Below are 19,326 nucleotides of genomic sequence, written 5' to 3'. Positions count from 1 at the left end.
TCCCCGCCGAGCACGCGCACGACGCCGCATCCCGGATGCGGCCCCCCGCGGCGACCCGGACGACAGCACCGGGCCCGCCGTCCCACCGCAGTCGCCCCACCACGCAAGGAGCGCACCAGCCATGACCACCCCTCGCAGATCCCGTCTCGTCACCGCCGTCTGCCTCGCCGCCGCCGCGGCCCTGACCGCCGCCGGCTGCGCCAAGGAGGAGGGCGGCGACTCGGCCTCCTCCGACTCCGGCCAGGGCGCCCAGGTGGTGCAGTCGCCGTCCGCCGACTCCTCGGGAACGGGCTGCACCCTCAAGGCCTACGGCGCCACGAAGATCGACCTGAAGAACGCGGTCGTCGGCTTCTCGCAGTCCGAGAAGGAGGCCAACCCCTTCCGGATCGCCGAGACCCGGTCCATCAAGGATGAAGCCGCCAAGCTGGGCGTCAAGAAGCTGCTCACCACCAACGCCCAGTCCCAGCTGTCCAAGCAGATCAGCGACATCAAGGACATGCTGGCCCAGGGCGCGCAGCTGCTCATCGTGGCGCCGCTGAACTCCGACGGCCTGGAGCCGGCGCTGCAGGCCGCCGCCGCCCAGCACGTGCCCGTGATCACCGTCGACCGCAAGCTCAACGCCACCGCCTGCAAGGACTACGTGGCCTTCCTCGGCTCCGACTTCGTGGAGCAGGGCAAGCGGGCGGCGGACGCGATGATCAAGGTGACCGGCGGCAAGGGGAAGGTCGCGATCCTGCTGGGCGCGTCCGGCAACAACGTCACCACCGACCGCACCAAGGGCTTCGTCGACGAGATCAAGGCCAAGGCCCCGGGCCTGAAGATCGTGGCCCAGCAGACCGGCGAGTTCGCCCGCGACAAGGGCCAGCAGGTGATGGAGCAGCTGATCCAGTCCAAGCCGGACATCACCGCCGTCTACGCGGAGAACGACGAGATGGGCCTGGGCGCCGTCACGGCCCTGAAGGGCGCCGGCAAGAAGCCCGGCAAGGACGTCAAGATCGTCTCCATCGACGGCACCCGCAACGCGGTGCAGGCCCTGGCCGACGGCCAGTACAACGGCGTGATCGAGTCCAACCCCCGGTTCGGGCCGCTGGCCTTCGCCACGGCGCAGAAGTTCTTCGACGGTCAGGCCATCCCGGAGAACGTGATCATCTCCGACCGCGCCTACGACGCGTCCAACGCCAAGGACTCCCTGGCCGGCGCGTACTGACAGACACCCGGGCCCACGGGCCGCCCGGACCGGGCGGCCCGCTCCCCGCTGACCGACCCACGGAAGGCCTGACCCCATGGCACCACCCGAACCGGCGGTCGCCACACCGCCACCGGACGCGGACGGCGCCGCACGACCGACGGTGCTGGAGGCCGTCGGCGTCGGCAAACGCTTCGCCGGCGTGGTCGCGCTCGACGACGTCTCCCTGACCCTGCGCCGCGGGGAGATCCACGCCCTGGTCGGCGAGAACGGCGCCGGCAAGTCCACCCTGATCAAGGTGCTCACCGGCGTGCACCGCCCCGACACCGGCGAGCTGCGCCTGGGCGGACGGCCGGTCTCCTTCGACCGGCCGCACGAGGCGCAGCAGGCCGGCGTGTCCACCATCTACCAGGAGGTCAACCTCGTCCCGATGATGAGCGTGGCGCGGAACATCTTCCTGGGCCGCGAGCCGAAGAACCGCCTGCGCCTGATCGACTTCCCCCGGATGCACCGGGAGGCGGCCGAACTGCTGGCCGGCTTCGGGGTCACGGCCGATGTGCGCCGCCCCCTGAACACCCTGGGCGTGGGCACCCAGCAGATGGTCGCCCTGGCCCGGGCGGTGTCGGTGCGGGCCCAGGTGGTGGTGATGGACGAGCCGACCTCCGCGCTGGAGCCGCGCGAGGTGGAGACGCTCTTCCGGGTCATCGCGGACCTGCACAGCCGGGACATCGCCATCCTGTACGTCAGCCACCGGATGGACGAGCTGTACCGCGTCTGCGACCGGGTCACCGTGCTGCGCGACGGGCGCCTGGTGCACACCGGCGATCTGGCGGACCTGGACCGGACGCGGCTGGTGTCGATGATGCTCGGCCGGGAGGTCTCCGAGGTCCGCCGGCACGGCGTCACCGAATTCGGCGAAGGTCACACCACCACACGTGAACCGGTCCTGACCGCCGAGAAACTGACGCGGCGTCATATCCTGGACGAGGTGTCGCTCCAGTTGCGGCCGGGCGAGGTGCTGGGCCTGGGAGGGCTGCTGGGTTCGGGGCGCACCGAGACCGCCAAGGCGCTGGCCGGTGCGCTGCCGCTGGACGCCGGCACGGTGTCGGTCGCCGGCAGGCCGCTCGACCGGCTGTCCCCCGCCGCGGCGATCCGGGCCGGCATCAGCCTGCTGTGCGAGGACCGCAAGGCCGAGGGCATCGTGCCGGGGCTGTCGGTGCGGGAGAACATCGTCCTGGCCGCCATGCCCCGCCTGTCCCGGGCCGGAATCGTCTCCCGCAGGCAGCAGGACCGCATCGTCGAGATCTTCATGAAGCGGCTGCGGATCAAGGCGGCCGGCCCCGAGCAGAAGGTGGAGGAGCTCTCCGGCGGCAACCAGCAGAAGGTGCTGCTGGCCCGCTGGCTGTGTCTGGAGCCCAAGGTGCTGCTGCTGGACGAGCCCACCCGCGGGATCGACGTGGGCGCCAAGGCCGAGGTGCAGGCCCTCATCGACGAACTGGCGCGGGAGGGGCTGGCCGTACTGCTGATCTCCTCCGACGTGGAGGAGCTGGTGGAGGGCGCGGACCGGCTGGTGGTGCTGCGCGGCGGCGCGGTCGCCGGCGAGCTGGCCGGCGACCTGGTCACCGAGGGCGAACTGCTGAACGCGCTGGCCGCGCACACCCCCGGCCCCGAGCCCGTCGCCGAAACGCCGGACGGGGCGCCGCACACGGACAAGGAGCGGGAATGACCCAGTTGTCGCCGGCGCTGGGACGGAGCGCGGTCCGGCTCGCCGCACCGGCCTGGTTCCAGAAGTACGGCGTGTACGCGGCGGTGCTGGTGCTGCTCGTGTTCAACGCCGCGTTCACCGATCACTTCCTGACCGCCGCCAATCTGCGCACCCAGCTGGTGCAGGTCGCCCCGGTCGTCATCGTGGCGCTCGGCATGGCGCTGGTCATCGGCACCGAGGGCGTGGACCTGTCGGTGGGGTCCACGATGGCGCTGGCCGCCGCGCTGCTGCCGCTCTACCTCGGATACGGCCTGGTCCCGGCCCTGCTCGTGGCGCTGGTGGCCGGGGTCGCCGTGGGAGCGGTCAACGGCGCCCTGGTGGCGGTGGTGGGCCTGCAGCCCATCGTGGCCACCCTGGCCCTGTTCGTCGGCGGCCGGGGCCTGGCCCTGGTGCTGGCGGACGGGCAGCTGAAGCAGATCGCCAATCCGGATCTGCTGGCGCTGGGCAGCGGCGAGGTGCTGGGCGTCCCCGCGGTGGTGCTGATCGCGGGAGTCCTGGCCCTGGCGGTGGCCGGTGTGGTGCACCGCACCACCTTCGGCCGGCAGCTGGTCGCGGTGGGCGGCAACCGGGCCGCCGCCGGGCTCGCCGGGCTGCCGGTCAAGCGGGTCCTGATCGGTGTCTACGTGCTCTGCGGCGTCCTGGCGGCGCTCGCCGGCGTACTGGCCACCGCCCGGCTGACCGCCAGCGACCCCTCCGCGCTGGGCAACCTCATGGAGCTGTCCGCGATCACCGCGGTGGTGGTCGGCGGCACCCCGCTGACCGGGGGCTCGGTACGGGTGCTGGGCACCGTCACCGGCGCGCTGCTGATGCAGCTGCTGCGGGCCACCCTGGTCAAGCACGACCTGCCGGACTCCACCGCACAGATGGCGCAGGCCGCCATCATCCTCGTCGCCGTCTACGTCGCCCGGGAGCGTCGGTCCCGATGAAGTCACCCACCACCCTCCGGCTCCGGCCGGACGCCCTCCGCCCGGCGGCGTCCGCCTCCCCGGCCGACGGCCGGGAGCGGATCGCCTCGCTCCTGCAACGGCACGGCGCGCTCGCCGTGCTGGTGGCGGTCGTGCTGGTCTCCTCGTTCGTCTTCCCGTCCTTCGGCACGCTCGACAACGCCCGGAACATCGCCGTGCAGGCGTCCTTCATCGCCGTCGTCGCCCTGGGCATGACACTGGTGATCATCACCGGCGGCATCGACCTGTCCGTCGGGTCGGTGTTCGCGCTCGGCGGCGTCCTGGCCGCCTGGGCCGCGCAGTACGGCTTCTGGGCCGCGCTGCTGCTGCCGCTCGCCGTCTGCGGGGCGATCGGCACGCTGAACGGGCTGCTGATCGCCCGGGCCGGCATGGCCCCCTTCATCGTCACCCTGGCCACCCTGCTGGGGGCGCGGGGCCTGCTGCTCGCCCTCACCCACGAGGGCGCCACCACCTACCTCGTGCCACAGGGCTCGGCCTTCGCCGAGCTCGGGCAGGGAACGGTGGGCGGTTTCGGATATCCGGTGCTCATCGCACTGGCGCTGTTCGCCGCGGGCGGGGTCGTCCTGCAGCGCACCTCGTTCGGCCAGTCGCTGTTCGCGGTGGGCGGCAGCGCGGACGCCGCGACCCTGATGGGGCTGCCGGTGGCCCGTACCCGGGTGCTGGTCTACCTGCTCAGCGGGCTGCTGGCCGGGTTCGCCGGCGCCATGAACGCCGCCCGGCTCTCCTCCGGAGTGACCATCATCGGGGTGGGCATGGAGCTGGACGCCATCGCCGCGGTGGTCATCGGCGGCACACTGCTCATAGGGGGTGCCGGCTCGGTGAGCGGCACCCTGTGGGGAGTGCTGCTGCTCGCGGTCATCCAGAACCTGATCAACCAGATAGGCTCGCTCAACTCGTCCTACCAGTCCGTGGTCAGCGGCGGCTTCCTCATCGTGGTGGTCGTGGCCCAGCGATACCTGGCGCGGGCACGCCGCACCTGATGACAGACGCCGTGCCGCGGGACCCGTCGCAGTCCTGGGCTCGGCCCGACAAGGAGGGAACGTCGTGGGCGTCAGCCTGAAGGACGTCGCGCAACGAGCGGGAGTCTCGATCAAGACCGTCTCGAACGTCGTCAACGACTATCCGCACGTCACCCCCGCCATGCGGGCCCGGGTGCAGCAGGCGATCGACGAGCTCGGCTATCGCCCCAACCTCACCGCGCGCCATCTGCGCAAGGGCCGCACCGGGATCATCGCACTGGCCGTGCCGGAACTCGGCAACCCCTACTTCGCCGAGCTGGCCAGCGCGGTCATCGACGCCGCGGCCCGCCACCACTACACCGTGCTGCTGGACCACACCGCCGGCATGCGGGAGAAGGAGCTGCTGGTCTGCCAGGGCTTCCGGACCCATGTGATCGACGGCCTGATCCTCTCCCCGATCGAGCTGGAGACCCAGGACCTGCGCGGCCGTACCGACACCTCGCCGCTGGTGCTGCTCGGCGAGCGGGAGTACGACGCCCCCTACGACCACATCGCGATCGACAACGTGGCCGCGGCACGCAGCGCCGTCCGTCATCTGGTCGGCATCGGACGGCAGCGGATCGCGTTCCTCGGCGCGCGGGCGGAGAGCGCCCGCCAGCCCGCCCACCTGCGCCTGCAGGGGTGGCGGGAGGAGCTGGCGGCGGCCGGGCTGCCGCACGACGACTCACTGGTGGCGCCCACCGACGGCTACGGCCGGGCGGACGGCGCCCAGGCCATGGAGGCCCTGCTGGACCGCGGGGTGCTGCCCGACGCCGTGTTCGCCTACAACGACCTCCAGGCCATCGGCGCCATGCGGGTGCTCGGCGAGCGGGGGCTGCGCGTGCCGCAGGACGTCGCGGTGGTGGGGTTCGACGACATCGAGGAGGGCCGCTTCGGGGCCATCACCCTGACCACGGTCTCCCCCGACAAGCAGGCCATCGCCCGGCAGGCCGTCAGCTGTGTCATCTCACGGCTGACCGGCTCGGCCGACGCCGAGCCGCGCCGGCTGCGGCCGGGCCACGACCTGGTGGTGCGCGAGTCCACCCTGGGCCGCCACCGCTGAACCGGCCCTGCCGTCACCGGGCCGCCGCCACTGAACCGTCCCTTCCGTCACCGGGCCGCCGCCGCGACACCCGAACCGTCCCCGTGAACGGGGTGAACTGGAGTCCTCGCTAGGCGAGTTCGCCGTCGCGGTCGGTGGGGGCCGTCAGGACGGCCACGGTTGCGGTGAGTTGGCGGGCGCCGGGGCATCCCGCCCTCCTGCTCCGGGAGTTGGGCGGGCCCGCCGCGGCCGCGGCGGCCGTCTGCCGCCGGCCGGTGGGAACCGGCCGGGCCGGCCAGGAACCGGGAGGTGATCGTGGCCGGCCGGCGCCGCTCCTCCACCCGAGGAGAGATCCGCGGAATGGAGGTAGCTTGGACCGTAGTGGGTGATCCTGCGCAGCTCGCAGACGGCCGGTCCGCCGGAAGGGGCCCTGCATGAGACCGCAACAATCACCGCGCCGCAAGCCGAGGACGCGCGCCGCCTGGGCCGTACCGCTGCTGGCGCTGTCCCTGACGGCGGCTGGTGTGACAGGTGCGCGTTCCGCCGCGGCGCCGGCCGAGCCGGCGGGATCCGGCCGGATGGCCACAAGCACCGCGGCGACCTGCGCCGACAGCGTCTACGGGGCCATGACGGGGGCGCAGCGGATCGGCCAGCTGTTCATGGGCGGCATCAACGCGGCGACGCCGGACCAGAAACGGATCGCCGTTCTGCGCCAGTACCACGTGGGGTCGGTCTTCCTCGCCGGCCGCAGCACCAAGGGCACACAGGCCACGAAGACCGTCGTCGACGGCCTCCAGGCCAAGGCCGACACCGTGGCGGGACACCGCGTGGGACTGCTGGTCTCGACCGACCAGGAGGGCGGCCGCGTGCAGGTCCTGTCCGGACCCGGATTCTCGACGATGCCGAGCGCGCTGGTGCAGGGCACCTGGACGCCCACGAAGCTGCGGGACAACGCGGCCGTATGGGCCCAGCAGCTCAAGGCGGCCGGGGTGAACCTCAACCTGGCGCCCGTCGCCGACGTCGTCCCGGCCTCCCTCGGCCGGAACAACGCCCCCATCGGGCTGTACGACCGCGAGTTCGGTCATACGGCCGCGACGGTCACCCCGCACAGCAACGCGTTCGCCGCGGGGTTCGCGCAGTCCGGAGTCCTCGCGACGGTGAAGCACTTTCCCGGCCTCGGCAGCGTCCGCGGCAACACCGACACCACCGCGAACGTCGTGGACTCGGTGACCACCACGAAGAGTTCGAGCCTCATCCCGTTCGCTTCGGCGATCAAGGCCGGCATCCCCTACGTGATGGTCTCCTCCGCCGTCTACGCCAGGATCGACGGGAGGCAGCAGGCGGCGTTCTCGTCCACGGTGATCGACGGCCTGCTGCGCAAGACGTTCAACTTCCAGGGCGTGGTCGTCTCGGACGACATCGGCAACGCGGTCGCGGTGCGGAACGTGCCGCCGGGCGACCGCGCCGTGCGGTTCCTGGCGGCCGGCGGCGACCAGGTCCTGACCGTCGAACCCAACGTGATCCCCGCCATGGTGAAGGCCGTTCAGGCCCGGATGGCCCAGAACGCGGCCTTCGGCAAGCAGGTGAACACGAGCGTGCACCGCGTCCTCACCGCCAAGCAGAAGGCGGGCCTGCTGCACTGCGGCTGACGCCCCTCCCGCCGGTCGCCGGGTGCGGCCGGTCGCCGGGTGCGCGCGAAAACCGGTTGGCGGCGCACGGCGGTCGCTGTTACTTTCGGCCTGGCCGTGCCGGAGAACGAGGAGGTGGTACCCGTGAACGTATCGACATGGGTGCTCTCCTGCGGGGTCACGGTCGGGCGGTAGGCCGCCCGGGAGCGCCGTTCGAGCGCCTCCCGAAAGGCACGACCATGCCCCTTCACCTCACCGCCGGACAGCGCCTCGACGGCGATGTCCTCGAACGCCGATTCACCCTGGACGGGATTCCGGGCATCCTGTGGACGCCCGCGTCCGCATCCCCGTCCGCAGCCGCGCCGCTGATCCTGCTCGGCCACCCTCCGCTGGGACTGGACAGGATGTACCCGCGGCTGGCGGCGCGGGCCCGGCAGGCCGTCGCCGGCGGTTTCGCCGCGGCCACCATCGAGCTTCCCGGGAGCGGCGACCGGCCCCGGTGGCCCGCCGTCGAGCAGGCCCGCGCCGGCCTTCGCCGGGCCGTGCAGGCCGGCGAGCCGGTCACCGACGAGATCGTCGACGCCCTCGTCCTCCCGCTCGTCGGCAAGGCGGTCCCGGAATGGCGGAGCGCCCTGGACGCCCTCCTGGAACTGCCCGGGATCGGCGGCCCGGCCGGCTACTCGGGAGGAGTGATCTCCATCGGTGTCCGGCTGGCGGTGGTCGAGCCGCGCATCGTGGCCGCCGCTCTCTTCGCCGGGAGTTTCGTGCCGCGCGCCATGTTCGAGGAGGCCCGCCGGGTCACCGTTCCGCTGCACGTCCTGCTGCAGTGGGACGACGAGAACAACGACCGGCAGGCCGCCCTGGACCTGTTCGACGCGTTCGGGTCCGCGGAGAAGTCCCTGCACGCCCACATGGGCGGGCACACCGGCGTCCCGCCGTCCGCCGGGGACGCCGTGGCCCGGTTCTTCGCCCGGCATCTGAGGTAGGGCAGGCCCGTCGGACCATCCGTCCGGTCCCGGCCCTGACGCCGGCCCGTCGTCCGGCCCTCACGCCGGGCCGGACGATGGGACCGGACGCCGGTGAACCGGCAGGAGGACACGGTCCGCGGCGGGACGACTAGTCTGACGCGGTGACCGATGAGCGGGAGCAGGAGCGGGATCGGGTGCGGCCGTCGGGGGTGTGGGCCACGGCGGTGGGTGTGGCCAGGGTGCGGGCGCTGGAGAGCGAGCGGGACAACGCGCTGTTCCACGACCCGCTGGCCCGGGCCTTCGCGGCCGCCGGCGGCCTGTGGCCCTCCTCGCCTCCGCTGCCCGATGACGAGGCCGCGCGACGCCGCCGGCTGGCCGTGTCGTTCTCCATCGTCATCAGGACGAGGTTCCTCGACGACCTGTTGCGGCAGGCCACCGCCTCCGGTGTACGGCAGGTCGTGCTGCTCGGCGCCGGCATGGACAGCCGGGCCTTCCGGATGGACTGGCCCGCCGGCACCCGGCTGTTCGAGGTCGACACCGCCGCGCCACTGGAGTTCAAGGCGGCGGTGCTGCGCCAGGAGCGGGCCGTCGCACGGTGCGAGCGGATCACGGTCGCGGTGGATCTTCGGGAGGACTGGCCGGGCGCGCTGGCCGCCGCGGGACACGACCCGGCCGTGCCGACCGTGTGGATCGCCGAAGGACTGCTGATCTATCTGCCCGAGGACGCGGTGGAGTCGCTGGTGGCCCGGATCGGCGCGCAGTCGGCGCCGGGCAGCCGGATGGGGCTGACGCTGGGCTCGCGCGGTGTGATCGAGCGCTTCGGCGCGGACGCCGTGCCGGGATCGGCGGCGTCCCTGTGGGTCTCGGAGATGCCCGACGACCCGGTGGCCTGGCTGGCCGGGCACGGCTGGGAGGCCGAGTGCCACACCCTGCGCGAACGCGCCGCCGCCTACGGCCGCCCGGTCGGCACCCCGCCGCGCGGCGAGGAGCGGCCCGGCGGGCTGATCTCCGCGGTCCGCCGGCAGAGCGCCGGCCGGTCCCCCGTGTGACCGGCCGCGCAGGCGGACCCGCTCGCTGAGACGCCCGGCGGAAACTCATGTGCGCTGGTTCGTACACCTCTGCGATCATTCCCGGATGTCGCACGGTCTCGAAGCACTGGTCATCCGGCACACCCACCGCATCCCGTCCCCCAAGGGCTCCGCCGGGGACGGCGCCGCTGCCGCCCGGCAGTTCGACGCGGCGCTGACGTCCGTGGGCTTCAAGCTCTCCGCGGAGCTGCTGGAGCTGCTGTCCGGGCTGTCCGGGGACGCGGTCGCGCACACCGCCAGGCGGACGCTGCGCACCGTGCGCGAGATGGTGGGCGACCACGTCCGGCACAACGCGTACTTCATCGACTTCCCGGCGAACGTGCCGGACACCGAGGAGTTCTGGATGCGGTGCGTCATACAGGCGCTCGGCGACGACTCCGCGCGCGAGAACGTACGGAAGCAGCTGTCGCACGGAGTGCTGGACCTGCTGAGCCTCCCGGCGTACGGCCGCTACCAGCACACCTACGAGGAGATGCTCGCGGCGCAGGACGAGCTGATCGCCTCGGCCGGCGACCGGGTGACCGTACTGCACCTCGGACGGGACCTGGAGGACGAACTCACGGACCTCTACCTGGCGTTGGCGGGCAGTACGACCCCGCTGGGCGAGGAGCACCTGGCCGACCTCAGGACGCTCGCCGAGCGGTGCGCGCTGGGACCCCAGCCGGAGTCCATCCCGGTCAGGGAGAACCGGGCGGTCGTCAACGAGGCCCGTCTCGCGGCCGGCGCGGACCTGCTGCTGGACACCGTCGTCGATGTGCTGCGCCTGGCCTGCGCGCTCTCGGGCGGCGACGTGACGCTGCGGGAGCCCACCCGGTTCCGCACCCTGCCGCGGCCGGTCCGCCGCGCGCTGCTCGCGGGTCTTGACGCCGTGGTCGCGGCGAACCCCGCCAAGCTGGCCGACGTGCACGCCCACCGCGAGGCGTTCAAGCGGCTCGGCGAGCGTCTGCACCCGCACGAGTACCCGCGCCGGCCGCACGCGGCCGAGGTGTTCGCGGTGGCGCGGGGCGAGAAGGAGGCGCGGTCCTTCGACAGCCGTGTCGAGAAGCTGCTCGACGCGTACGACGTCCTGGGCGCCGTACGGCTCCTGGAGTCCGCTCCCGGCAAGCTGTTCCGGGCGCTGGACCTCCTGCTGCGCATCGCCGCCTGCCAGGAGGAGCGGGACGCGGTCATCGCCGCCGCGGTGCGGGTGGCTCCCGCGGTCTCCGGCCGGGTCGTGCTGTCGGTCCGCGAGCACTTCCACAACCGTGAGCGGGAGAGCGGCAGGGCCCGGGTCTTCGTCAACCGCCGGGGCCGCGGCTGGGTCGCTCCCGACGTCCGGCCGCCCGTGGCCGCCGCCGACCGCGACCGCCTGATCGCCGCCCTCGACGCCGAGATACGGCGCAGGCTCCCGGCACCGGACCGGCTGCTGCTCGACCCCGATGTCCTCGACGTGGCCCTGCCGCTCAGCGGCCGGGCGGCCCCGGGCGGGCTCGGCGTGCTGCCGCGCGGTTCGACCTCGGCGGTCGACGGCAAGCAGCTGCGCTTCTTCGTGTACTGGAAGGAGGCCGCGCACCGGACCGACTACGACCTGTCGGCGCTGCTCCTCCACTCCGACTACAGCACCGACGCCTGGCTGTCCTACACGTCGCTCAGGACGGTCGGAGGTGTGCACTCGGGCGATGTCACCGAGGCGCCCGACGGAGCCTCGGAATTCATCGGCCTGTCGCTGGACCGGGTCCGCAGCACGTTCATCGTTCCGCAGGTCAACATCTACGCGGGCGAGGGCTTCGAGGAGGTCGAGGAGTCGTTCTTCGGCTTCATGCTGCGCGACGCCGAGCAGAAGGGCCGGCCCTTCGAGCCGCGCACGGTGCGCATGAAGTCGGAGCTGCGCGGGGCGGGCCGCGTGGCGCTGCCGCTGGTGTTCCGGCGCGAGGGCGACGGCCGGTGGCGCGCGAAGTGGCTGCACCTGTATCTGAGGGGCATCTCGTCGGCCAACAGGGTCGAGGACAACCAGATGTCGGTGTCCAAGGTGGTGAGCGCCGTTGTGGAGCGCGAGTACCTGACGGTGCGGTACCTGACCGGCCTGATGGACGGTCCCACCACGGCCGTGAGCCTCTGGGACGGCGAGCACATGCCGGACGAGCCCGTGACGTACATCGGTCTCGAGCGTCCCGAGGGGCTGCCGCCGGGCTCCCGGGTCATCACGCCGGGAAATCTGCGCGACTTGATCCCGGACTGAGTGCTAGCGTTGACCGTGGCGAGGCCATGAAGGGGCTTCCTTCTCATTCCTTTCTGACACCGAGTTCCTTCGCTCTCCTCGCCCTCGACGTCGCTCCGGGCGGCGCCCGCGCTCAGCGCGCGGGCGCCGCCCGAGGCGTTTGCGGGAGGTCACGGGAGGTCACTTCGGCGTCGCGTCCTCACAGCTCTCCGACACCCTCACCACGTCGAGGACCACGGGGAAATCGGTGATCTGCTGGTTCGGGCCCGGCCGCGAGTCGCAGATCTTCCAGGCGGCCGGGTCGTCCACCGGACGGCCCTGTCCGCTCGCGTCCTTGAAAGTCATGTCGACCTTGGAGCCCATCTGCTCCGCCGCCCGCCCGGCGTTGCCGCCGATGACATCGGGCATGACGGCGGCGACAGGAGCAGTGGCGGCCGAACGGCGCGTCCCGGCGGACTGCGAGTCCGCCGGAGTGCTCGCCGGGGCGTCCGGCCCGGACGACGCGCCGCAGGCGGTGACCGAGGCCAGGAACGCGACGGCGAGGGCGGGTCTCAGGAGCTTGGCGACGGTCATGGTCCCCCCAGAAGGACGGCGGTCCGGAGCGATGCGCACGGCGAGACAGACAGGGCAGGCACCGGCTTTTTGATCAACTCTAGACCAGTCGCGGTCCCCGGCCCGGTCGCCCGGGGCGGTCACTGCCTGGCCGCGAGGTCCTCGAGCGCGATGTTGAGCCGGAGGACGTTCACGCGGGGCTCGCCGATGAAGCCGAGCGTGCGGCCCTCGGTGTGGCTTTCGACCAGTTCTCCACCCGCGCGACCGGCAGGCCGTTCTTCGCGGCGACCCGGTGCGCCTGGAGGTGTGCGTACCGCGGGTCTTTCCGCACTGCCCCAAGTCGCTGCTGCGCGGCGCGGCCTGGCAGCCCGAGCAGTGGCTGCCGGCGGACGCCCAGCCGACCTCGGCCGAGGTGACGCCGGCTCAGCTGCGGATGCCGGAGCTGACGATCGCCGACATCGAGCGGGCGGAGGCGGAGTCGCTGAAGTACCGGTACGGGTGACGGCCGCGGTGATCGTCCAGGGCCGACCGCGCCCGGCGGGCGGGATCCTGCCCCACGACCGCCCGCGGCGGTCAGCCGCTGCCGGCCGGTGAGCCCGGTGAGCTCGGTGAGCTCTCCTCGGCGTCCAGTTGGTGGTCGGCCCAGACGTAGCTCGCGGGAAGCAGGTCGGTGACGGGCACGGTCCGCGGGCCGTCGCCGGTCCCCACGATGACCCGCAGGGCCGGGAAGTAGTCCAGAAGGACCTGGCGGCAGCGGCCGCACGGGGGCACGACGCCCCGGTCGCGGTCCCCCACGGCGACGACGGTGTCCAGGTCGTAGACGCCCTGCGCGGCGGCGGCGCCGATGAGGACCAGTTCCGCGCAGGGGCCGCCGGTGAAGTGATAGGCGTTCACCGCGGTGACGATCCGGCCGTCCCGGGCGCGGGCAGCGGCCGCCATGGTGTGGTGGTCGCCCCGGCAGCGTGTGGCCGCGACGTGCGCCGCCGCCCGGATCAGTTCATGGTCGACGCGGTCGGTCCGCGAGGTCATGTTCGCTGTGCCTTCCTGCGTTGTCGGGCGTGCCGTCGCTGTCTACGACGGCGCGCGGGCGCCATCTACGCCGGCGCGCGTTCGCCGGGTCGCCGGCGGCGGCGCTGGTCCTCCGCCGGCGAACAGGTGCCCGTACTCTGCCACACCGGCCGCGGGCCGTTTCCGGCCGCCGCCCGCCGTGTGCGGCAGCGGCCGGAAACGGCCCGCGGCGACAGGGTCAGCGGTGCGACAGCAGCAGACGCCACGCCTCCGGGCCGCGTTCGAGGTACTCCACCGAGAAGGCGCCCGGGTGGCGGTCCTCGATCTGGCGCAGCAGGGGCAGCGGGTCGTGCGGGGCGACCAGGACCATCGCCCGCCCGGCGGGCACCGCGGCGATCGCGCCGAACACCGTGGCGTGCCGCAGCGAGTGGGGGACCTCGCGCACGTCCAGCTCGGGCACGTCCGTCTCGTCCGACCCGCCGCAGCCGCAGGTGCCGCCGCAGCCGCCGCCGGTCGTGGCGGTCTCGGCCGCACCACCGTGCTCGTGGCCGTGCTCATGTCCGTGCTCGTGCCCGTGTCCGTGTCCGTGTCCGAGGATGTCGTGCATGCCCGTCAGGATCCCGGCGAGGGAGATGTCCGGGGCGCCGGCCAGCAGCGGCAGGATCAGGGTGTTCTCCTTCTCCAGGTGCTCCTCGAACAGCACCTGGAGCGCCCGGCCCTCGGCCGCCGCCCGCACGGCCGGGCCGGCGGTGCGCAGCGCGTCGACGAGCGCGGTGAGCCGGCGGTGCTCGGCGAGCATGGCGTCGATCAGGAGGCGGGCGGCGGGCAGGCCCTGGGCCGCGGGGTAGAGGGCCTCCTCCTCGGCGGCCGCGTGCGGCAGCAGGTCGCGGTCGCAGAAGGCGACCAGTTCCGCACGGAGGCGGTCGGCCGCCTCGGGGTCGCGATCCGCGGCCGAGGTCAGCATCGCGACCCGTCCGGCCAGGTCACCGGCCAGCTGTGTGTGGTGCGCCTCGACGGCTTCGGCGGCCGCCGCGTCCTGAGGGTCCGATGCGATGGTCAGGGTGCTCATCAGGGTGATCCTTCCAACGGCCGGCAGCCCGTCCCCGTTCGGTCCGGGTTCGATGACTGCAATATAGTACGGACATGACCGTGGAAAATAACGGGCCGCTTCCCGGCAGCGGAACCAACCGTGTCCCCCTGTCCCGGCAGCGCCGCGGTGTCCTGCAGTACCTGCGGGGCCAGAGCGCCCCTGTCACCGCGACCGCCCTCGCCCAGGTGTGCGCGCTGCACGTCAACACCGTCCGCGAGCACCTGGACGCGCTGGTGGACGACGGCCTCGCCGTCCGCGAGCGGTCCAGCCCCGCCGGACGCGGCCGCCCCGCCTTCCGCTACCGGGCCCGCCCGCCGCAGGAGTCGCCCGCGCGCCAGTACGCCGGACTCGCCGCCGTCCTCGCCGCGCAGATCGCCCGCTCCAGCGCCGACCCGCGCCGGGACGCCCTCGCCGCCGGCGAGCAGTGGGGGTTCCTGCTGACCGCCGGGCGGACGCCGGCGACGGATGCCAAGGAAGCGCGGACCCGGCTGCTGGACCTCCTGGAGGAGATCGGCTTCGCCCCGGAGCCGGACGCGGACGCACGTCAGGTACGGCTGCGGCGCTGTCCGTTCGTGGAGACGGCGCGTGAACACCCCGGTGTCATCTGCGGTGTCCACGAGGGACTGGCCCGGGCGGGGCTCACCGCGCTGAGCGGCGCGCCGCAGCAGGTCGAGCTGTTGCCGTTCGCCGAACCGGACGCGTGCCGGCTGCACTTGGGCCTGGCCGAGCGGGCCGGCGGCAAGGACGGTGCCGGTCGCCCGGCCTCGTCCGGCACACCGGGGGCGGACCGGTGACCGGGCCGTCCGGCGCCGTCCCCGGCGACGCCACCGCCCGGCGCACGGATGCCGGCCGCGCGGGTGCACGAGGCACCGGCGCCCGGCGCGTGGGTGCCCGCCGCGCGCCCCTGCTGCTGGCCGCAGGTCTGAGCCTTCTCGCCGGTCTCGACGCCGCCCTCGGCCTGCTCGGCCTCCCGGCCCCGGTCACCACCGGCCGGCTCCCCCAGGTGCACGGCATGCTGATGGTGCTGGGCTTCGCCGGCACGCTGGTCGCCCTGGAACGCGCCGTCGCCCTGGGCCGCCCCTGGGCCCATCTGGCCCCCGGCTGCCTCGGCGCCGGGGGCCTGTTGCTGCTCAGCCCGGTCGACCTGGTCGTCCCCCGGCTGCTGCTCGTCGCCGGATGCGCGGCCCTGGTCACCCTGTACGTGTGCTTCTGGCGCAGGCAGCCGAGCGCCGCCCTGCTCGCGCAGGCCGCGGGCGCCGTGCCGGCGCTGGGTGCGGCACTGCTGTGGCTGAGCGGCCTCGACATACCCCGTGTGCTGCCCTGGCTGGTGGCGTTCCTCGTGCTGACCATCGCGGGAGAGCGGCTGGAACTGGCCCGGGTCGCCTTCCTGGCGCCCTCGGCGGAACACACGTTCCTGGCATGCGTCGGCGCGGTCGGCGCAGGCGTGGTCGCCACCCTTCTGTGGCCGCCGGCCGGCACCGTACTGCTCGGCGCGGCGCTCCTCGCCCTGGTCGCGTGGCTCGTCGTGCACGACGTCGCCCGCCGCCTGCTGCGCTCCACCGGCCTGCCCCGCTTCACCGCGGCGTGCCTGCTCGCCGGGTACGCCTGGCTCGCCCTGGCCGGCGCCCTGTGGCTGCTGACCGGGCCGGTCGCCGAGGGCACACGGTACGACGCGGTGGTGCACTGCGTGTTCCTGGGCTTCGTGATGTCCATGATCATGGCGCACGCCCCGGTGATCCTGCCCGCCGTACTGCGCCGCCCCCTGCCCTACCACCCGGCGTTCGCGGTGGCGGCCTGGCTGCTGCATCTGTCGCTGGCGCTGCGCGTGGTGGTCGGTGACCTGCGCAGCGTCCGGGGCGCGTGGCAGCTCGGCGGGGCGCTCAACATCGCCGCCGTACTGCTGTTCGTCGTATCGGCGGCCACAGCCTCCCTCATCGCCACGCGGCGCGCGACGGCGACGGCCGCTTCCGCCTCCCCGCCCGCGTCAGCGTCCGCCCCGGCCTCCGCGTCCGCACCCTCCGACCCGAGGACCCACCGGTGACCACGAACCTCTCCCTGTCCACCTCGAGCGGCCCCGCCCCGAAGCCCCCGGGCCACTCCCCGCGCGCCCGCTGGCACCTCGGCGTGAACGCGATCGTGGTCTTCTGGCTCGCCCTCTTCGCCGCGGCCGGCTCCGCCCACCACTTCCTTCCGCACTCCTTCTGGCTGCTCGTCCATGTGCTGCTGCTCGGGGCGGTCACCAACGCGATCGTCATCTGGTCGGGCCACTTCGCCGCCTCCGTCCTGCGACTGCCCGAGGCGAACCGGGGTGCCCCCGCCGCGCTGCGCCTGCTGTGCCTGAACGCCGGTGCGGCCGGCGTGATCGGCGGCATGCTCCTCGACCGGTGGTACGCCGTCCTGGGCGGCGGTTGCCTGGTCGCGGCGGCGGTCACGGCGCACGCCGTGTGGCTGGTCCGGCTGATGCGGCGGGCGCTGCCGGGCCGGTTCTCCATGACGGTGCGCTACTACGTGGCCGCCTGCACCCTGCTGCCCGTGGGCGCCGGGCTCGGTGTCGTCATGGCCCGCGGTGACCTCGCCGGTGATCTGCCCGAACGGCTGCGGATCGCCCACGAGACGATCAATCTGCTCGGCTGGGTGGGCCTCACCGTCGCCGGAACCCTCATCACCCTGTGGCCGACGATGCTGCGCACAAAGGTGGCGGACGGCGCCGAGCGGGCCGGCCGCACCGCGCTTCCCGTCCTGCTCACCGGACTCGGCGCCGCCGTCGCCGGCACCCTGCTCGGCCCGCCGCCCCTGGCCGCCCCGGGCCTGGTCGTGTACGCCGCGGGGCTGCTCCTCGCGGGCGCGCCCTGGCTGCGTGAGGCCCTGGGGAAGGCGCCGCGTTCCTTCGCCGCGTGGTCGGTGGCCGCGGGATGCGGATGGCTCGCCGGTTCCCTGGCCGTCCTGTCCGGCATCCTCCTCTCCACGACCTCCTGGATCACGGCCGGGCAACGGACCTCGCTGCTGACCGCGCCACTCGCCGCCGGCTGGATCGCCCAAGTGCTGCTCGGCGCGCTGAGTTTCCTCGTCCCCGTGGTCCTGGGCGGCGGGCCCGCCGCGGTACGCGCGGCCACCGCCGGCCTGGAGAGGGCCTGGCCGGCCCGGCTGGCCGTCACCAACGCCGCGCTGCTGCTGTGCGTGCTCCCGGTTCCGCCGATGGTGCGGGTGACGTGCTCGGTGCTGCTCCTGGTGATGCTGCTGTACTTCCTCCTGCTGCTCCTGACGACGGTCGTACGGGGGATGCGCCACCGGCGCGCGGCGGCGCGGGGCAATCCCCTTCCGGCCGCGGCCCCGGTCCCGGAGCGGCCGCACCGGGTGCTCGGCGGCGTCGCCCTCGGGCTCGCGGTGGTGATGCTCGCCGTGGCGGGCGGTGCGGCGGCGGACGTGCGGTCGCTGCCGGTCGTGGAGCGCTCCGGCGCCACGAGCGCGGACGGTCGCGCGGTGACGCCGACCGGCCGTACCACCACGGTGACGGTGACGATCCACGGCATGCGCTTCTCGCCGTCCTCCGTCGACGTGCCCGCCGGAAACCGCCTGGTGATCACCCTGCGCAACACCGGTACCGACACTCACGACCTGGTGCTGGAGACCGGCGCCCGCACCGGCCGGCTCAGCCCCGGGGACAGGGGCACGCTGGACGCGGGAGTCGTGGGCCGTGACCTCGAGGGCTGGTGCTCCATGGTCGGCCACCGGCAGATGGGGATGGTCTTCGCCGTCCGCGTCACCGGGGACGGGAGCGGAGCCGGAGCCGGCTCCGGCTCCGGCCGGGCCGCCACGGGCACAGGCCAGGACGGAGGAACCGGCCACGACGCGGGAACCGGCCACGACCACAGCGGCCACGGCACGTCCACGGTCACGAAGGACACCGCCGCCGACGCCTTCGACCCGATGGCCGAACCGGCCGCGGGCTTCACCGCCCGCGACGCCCACCTCCCGCCCGCCACGAGCGGAGCCGGCCACCGGGTGCACAAGCGGACGATGACCGTGAAGGAGGTGACGAGGGAAGTCGCCCCCGGCGTACGGCAGAAGCTGTGGACCTTCGACGGAACGGCCCCCGGACCCGTGCTGCGCGGCCGCGTCGGCGACGTCTTCGAGATCACCCTGGTCAACGACGGGTCCATCGGCCACTCGGTCGACTTCCACGCCGGATCCCTGGCGCCGAACGGGCCGATGCGCACCCTCAAGCCCGGCGAGTCCCTGACGTACCGGTTCACGGCCACCCGCAGCGGCATCTGGATGTACCACTGCTCGACCATGCCGATGTCCCTGCACATCGCCAACGGCATGTTCGGCGCGGTGATCATCGACCCGCCCGGGCTGCCCGCGGTGGACCGTGAATACGTCCTCGTCCAGTCGGAGTTCTACCTCGGCGCACAGGGCGGCACGGCCGACCCGGCCAAGGTGAACGCCAAGGACTACGACATGGTCGCCTTCAACGGCTACGCCAACCAGTACGACCACGACCCGCTGACCGCCGGGCCGGGTGAGCGGGTACGGATCTGGGTGCTGGCGGCCGGGCCGAACGGGTCCAGCGCCTTCCACGTGGTGGGCGGCCAGTTCGACACGGTGTTCCGTGAGGGCGCCTACGACTTGGGACGGGGAGGGCAGCAGAGCGGAGGCGCACAGATCCTCGACCTCGCCCCTGCCTCGGGCGGTTTCGTCGAACTGACCTTCCCCCAGCCCGGCGACTACCCGTTCGTCACCCACGCCATGACCGACGCGGAACGCGGCGCACACGGCGTCTTCCGGGTGCGGTGAGCGACGAGGGGACCGCGCACCGCGTGCCACTGCCTCCGGCTC

At 73.4% G+C, this 19,326-nt stretch carries 15 protein-coding genes and 2 pseudogenes; 13 read left to right on the top strand and 4 right to left on the bottom strand.

Going from position 1 to position 19,326, the window contains the following annotated elements:
- Positions 1 to 121 precede the first annotated feature (121 nt).
- The 9 genes from ACI2LW_RS26285 to ACI2LW_RS26245 all read left to right on the top strand — a co-directional run bounded on the left by ACI2LW_RS26285 (position 122) and on the right by ACI2LW_RS26245 (position 11,858).
- The gene (locus ACI2LW_RS26285) at positions 122 to 1,207 is read left to right on the top strand and encodes an ABC transporter substrate-binding protein (RefSeq protein WP_404733680.1); all 1,086 of its coding nucleotides are present in this window, start codon (positions 122 to 124) and stop codon (positions 1,205 to 1,207) included.
- Between the two features lie 76 nt (positions 1,208 to 1,283).
- Positions 1,284 to 2,912 (top strand): sugar ABC transporter ATP-binding protein, encoded by a 1,629-nt coding sequence (locus ACI2LW_RS26280; RefSeq protein ID WP_404733679.1) that lies wholly within the window; start codon positions 1,284 to 1,286, stop codon positions 2,910 to 2,912.
- On the top strand, positions 2,909 to 3,877 hold the full coding sequence (locus ACI2LW_RS26275) for an ABC transporter permease (protein ID WP_404733678.1): 969 nt from the start codon (positions 2,909 to 2,911) through the stop codon (positions 3,875 to 3,877). Before ACI2LW_RS26280 ends, ACI2LW_RS26275 begins: the two co-directional genes overlap by 4 nt.
- The gene (locus ACI2LW_RS26270) at positions 3,874 to 4,896 is read left to right on the top strand and encodes an ABC transporter permease (protein WP_404733677.1); all 1,023 of its coding nucleotides are present in this window, start codon (positions 3,874 to 3,876) and stop codon (positions 4,894 to 4,896) included. The genes ACI2LW_RS26275 and ACI2LW_RS26270 overlap by 4 nt, the downstream gene beginning before the upstream one ends.
- A gap of 64 nt (positions 4,897 to 4,960) precedes the next feature.
- Positions 4,961 to 5,977: a LacI family DNA-binding transcriptional regulator gene (locus ACI2LW_RS26265; RefSeq protein WP_404733676.1), complete on the top strand. Its 1,017-nt coding sequence runs from the start codon at positions 4,961 to 4,963 to the stop codon at positions 5,975 to 5,977.
- Positions 5,978 to 6,390: 413 nt separating this feature from the next.
- Positions 6,391 to 7,605, top strand: a complete 1,215-nt coding sequence (locus ACI2LW_RS26260) for a glycoside hydrolase family 3 N-terminal domain-containing protein (protein ID WP_404733675.1) — start codon at positions 6,391 to 6,393, stop codon at positions 7,603 to 7,605.
- A 218-nt stretch (positions 7,606 to 7,823) separates the two neighbouring features.
- Positions 7,824 to 8,570, top strand: a complete 747-nt coding sequence (locus tag ACI2LW_RS26255) for an alpha/beta hydrolase (protein WP_404733674.1) — start codon at positions 7,824 to 7,826, stop codon at positions 8,568 to 8,570.
- Between the two features lie 191 nt (positions 8,571 to 8,761).
- The gene (locus ACI2LW_RS26250) at positions 8,762 to 9,601 is read left to right on the top strand and encodes a class I SAM-dependent methyltransferase (RefSeq protein WP_404733700.1); all 840 of its coding nucleotides are present in this window, start codon (positions 8,762 to 8,764) and stop codon (positions 9,599 to 9,601) included.
- 85 nt (positions 9,602 to 9,686) lie between these two features.
- Positions 9,687 to 11,858 carry a hypothetical protein gene (locus ACI2LW_RS26245; RefSeq protein ID WP_404733673.1) on the top strand — a complete coding sequence of 724 codons (2,172 nt, stop codon included), beginning with the start codon at positions 9,687 to 9,689 and terminating at the stop codon, positions 11,856 to 11,858.
- 159 nt (positions 11,859 to 12,017) lie between these two features.
- On the opposite strand, the gene ACI2LW_RS26240 is transcribed toward ACI2LW_RS26245, so the two are convergent.
- Together ACI2LW_RS26240 and ACI2LW_RS26235 are read right to left on the bottom strand one after the other, a co-directional pair.
- Complete coding sequence (locus tag ACI2LW_RS26240; protein WP_404733672.1) at positions 12,018 to 12,410, bottom strand: hypothetical protein; 393 nt, start codon at positions 12,408 to 12,410, stop codon at positions 12,018 to 12,020.
- Between the two features lie 119 nt (positions 12,411 to 12,529).
- Positions 12,530 to 12,708, bottom strand: a pseudogene (locus tag ACI2LW_RS26235) (potassium-transporting ATPase subunit C); the annotation flags it as partial.
- Here ACI2LW_RS26235 and ACI2LW_RS26230 point away from each other — a divergent pair.
- Positions 12,700 to 12,891: pseudogene (locus tag ACI2LW_RS26230) on the top strand (pyridoxamine 5'-phosphate oxidase); the annotation flags it as partial. The pseudogenes ACI2LW_RS26235 and ACI2LW_RS26230 sit on opposite strands and share 9 nt — an antisense overlap.
- 71 nt (positions 12,892 to 12,962) lie before the next feature.
- Here the strand turns inward: ACI2LW_RS26230 and ACI2LW_RS26225 are convergent.
- Positions 12,963 to 13,418, bottom strand: a complete 456-nt coding sequence (locus tag ACI2LW_RS26225; RefSeq protein WP_404733671.1) for a cytidine deaminase family protein — start codon at positions 13,416 to 13,418, stop codon at positions 12,963 to 12,965.
- 217 nt (positions 13,419 to 13,635) lie between these two features.
- A complete protein-coding gene (locus ACI2LW_RS26220; RefSeq protein WP_404733670.1) occupies positions 13,636 to 14,466 on the bottom strand; it encodes a DUF2249 domain-containing protein in 831 nt (276 codons plus the stop codon).
- A gap of 74 nt (positions 14,467 to 14,540) precedes the next feature.
- Here ACI2LW_RS26220 and ACI2LW_RS26215 point away from each other — a divergent pair, with 74 nt between their 5' ends.
- The 3 genes from ACI2LW_RS26215 to ACI2LW_RS26205 are packed head-to-tail and all read left to right on the top strand — an operon-like array spanning position 14,541 to position 19,284.
- Positions 14,541 to 15,281 carry a helix-turn-helix transcriptional regulator gene (locus ACI2LW_RS26215; protein WP_404733669.1) on the top strand — a complete coding sequence of 247 codons (741 nt, stop codon included), beginning with the start codon at positions 14,541 to 14,543 and terminating at the stop codon, positions 15,279 to 15,281.
- Positions 15,278 to 16,528, top strand: a complete 1,251-nt coding sequence (locus tag ACI2LW_RS26210; RefSeq protein ID WP_404733668.1) for a hypothetical protein — start codon at positions 15,278 to 15,280, stop codon at positions 16,526 to 16,528. Before ACI2LW_RS26215 ends, ACI2LW_RS26210 begins: the two co-directional genes overlap by 4 nt.
- On the top strand, positions 16,525 to 19,284 hold the full coding sequence (locus ACI2LW_RS26205) for a multicopper oxidase domain-containing protein (protein ID WP_404733667.1): 2,760 nt from the start codon (positions 16,525 to 16,527) through the stop codon (positions 19,282 to 19,284). The genes ACI2LW_RS26210 and ACI2LW_RS26205 overlap by 4 nt, the downstream gene beginning before the upstream one ends.
- Positions 19,285 to 19,326: the final 42 nt, after the last annotated feature.

The organism is Streptomyces sp. NPDC004065, from assembly GCF_044903565.1.
In the GTDB taxonomy this organism is placed as follows: domain Bacteria; phylum Actinomycetota; class Actinomycetes; order Streptomycetales; family Streptomycetaceae; genus Streptomyces.
This window is presented reverse-complemented; position numbering and strand designations above follow the sequence as displayed.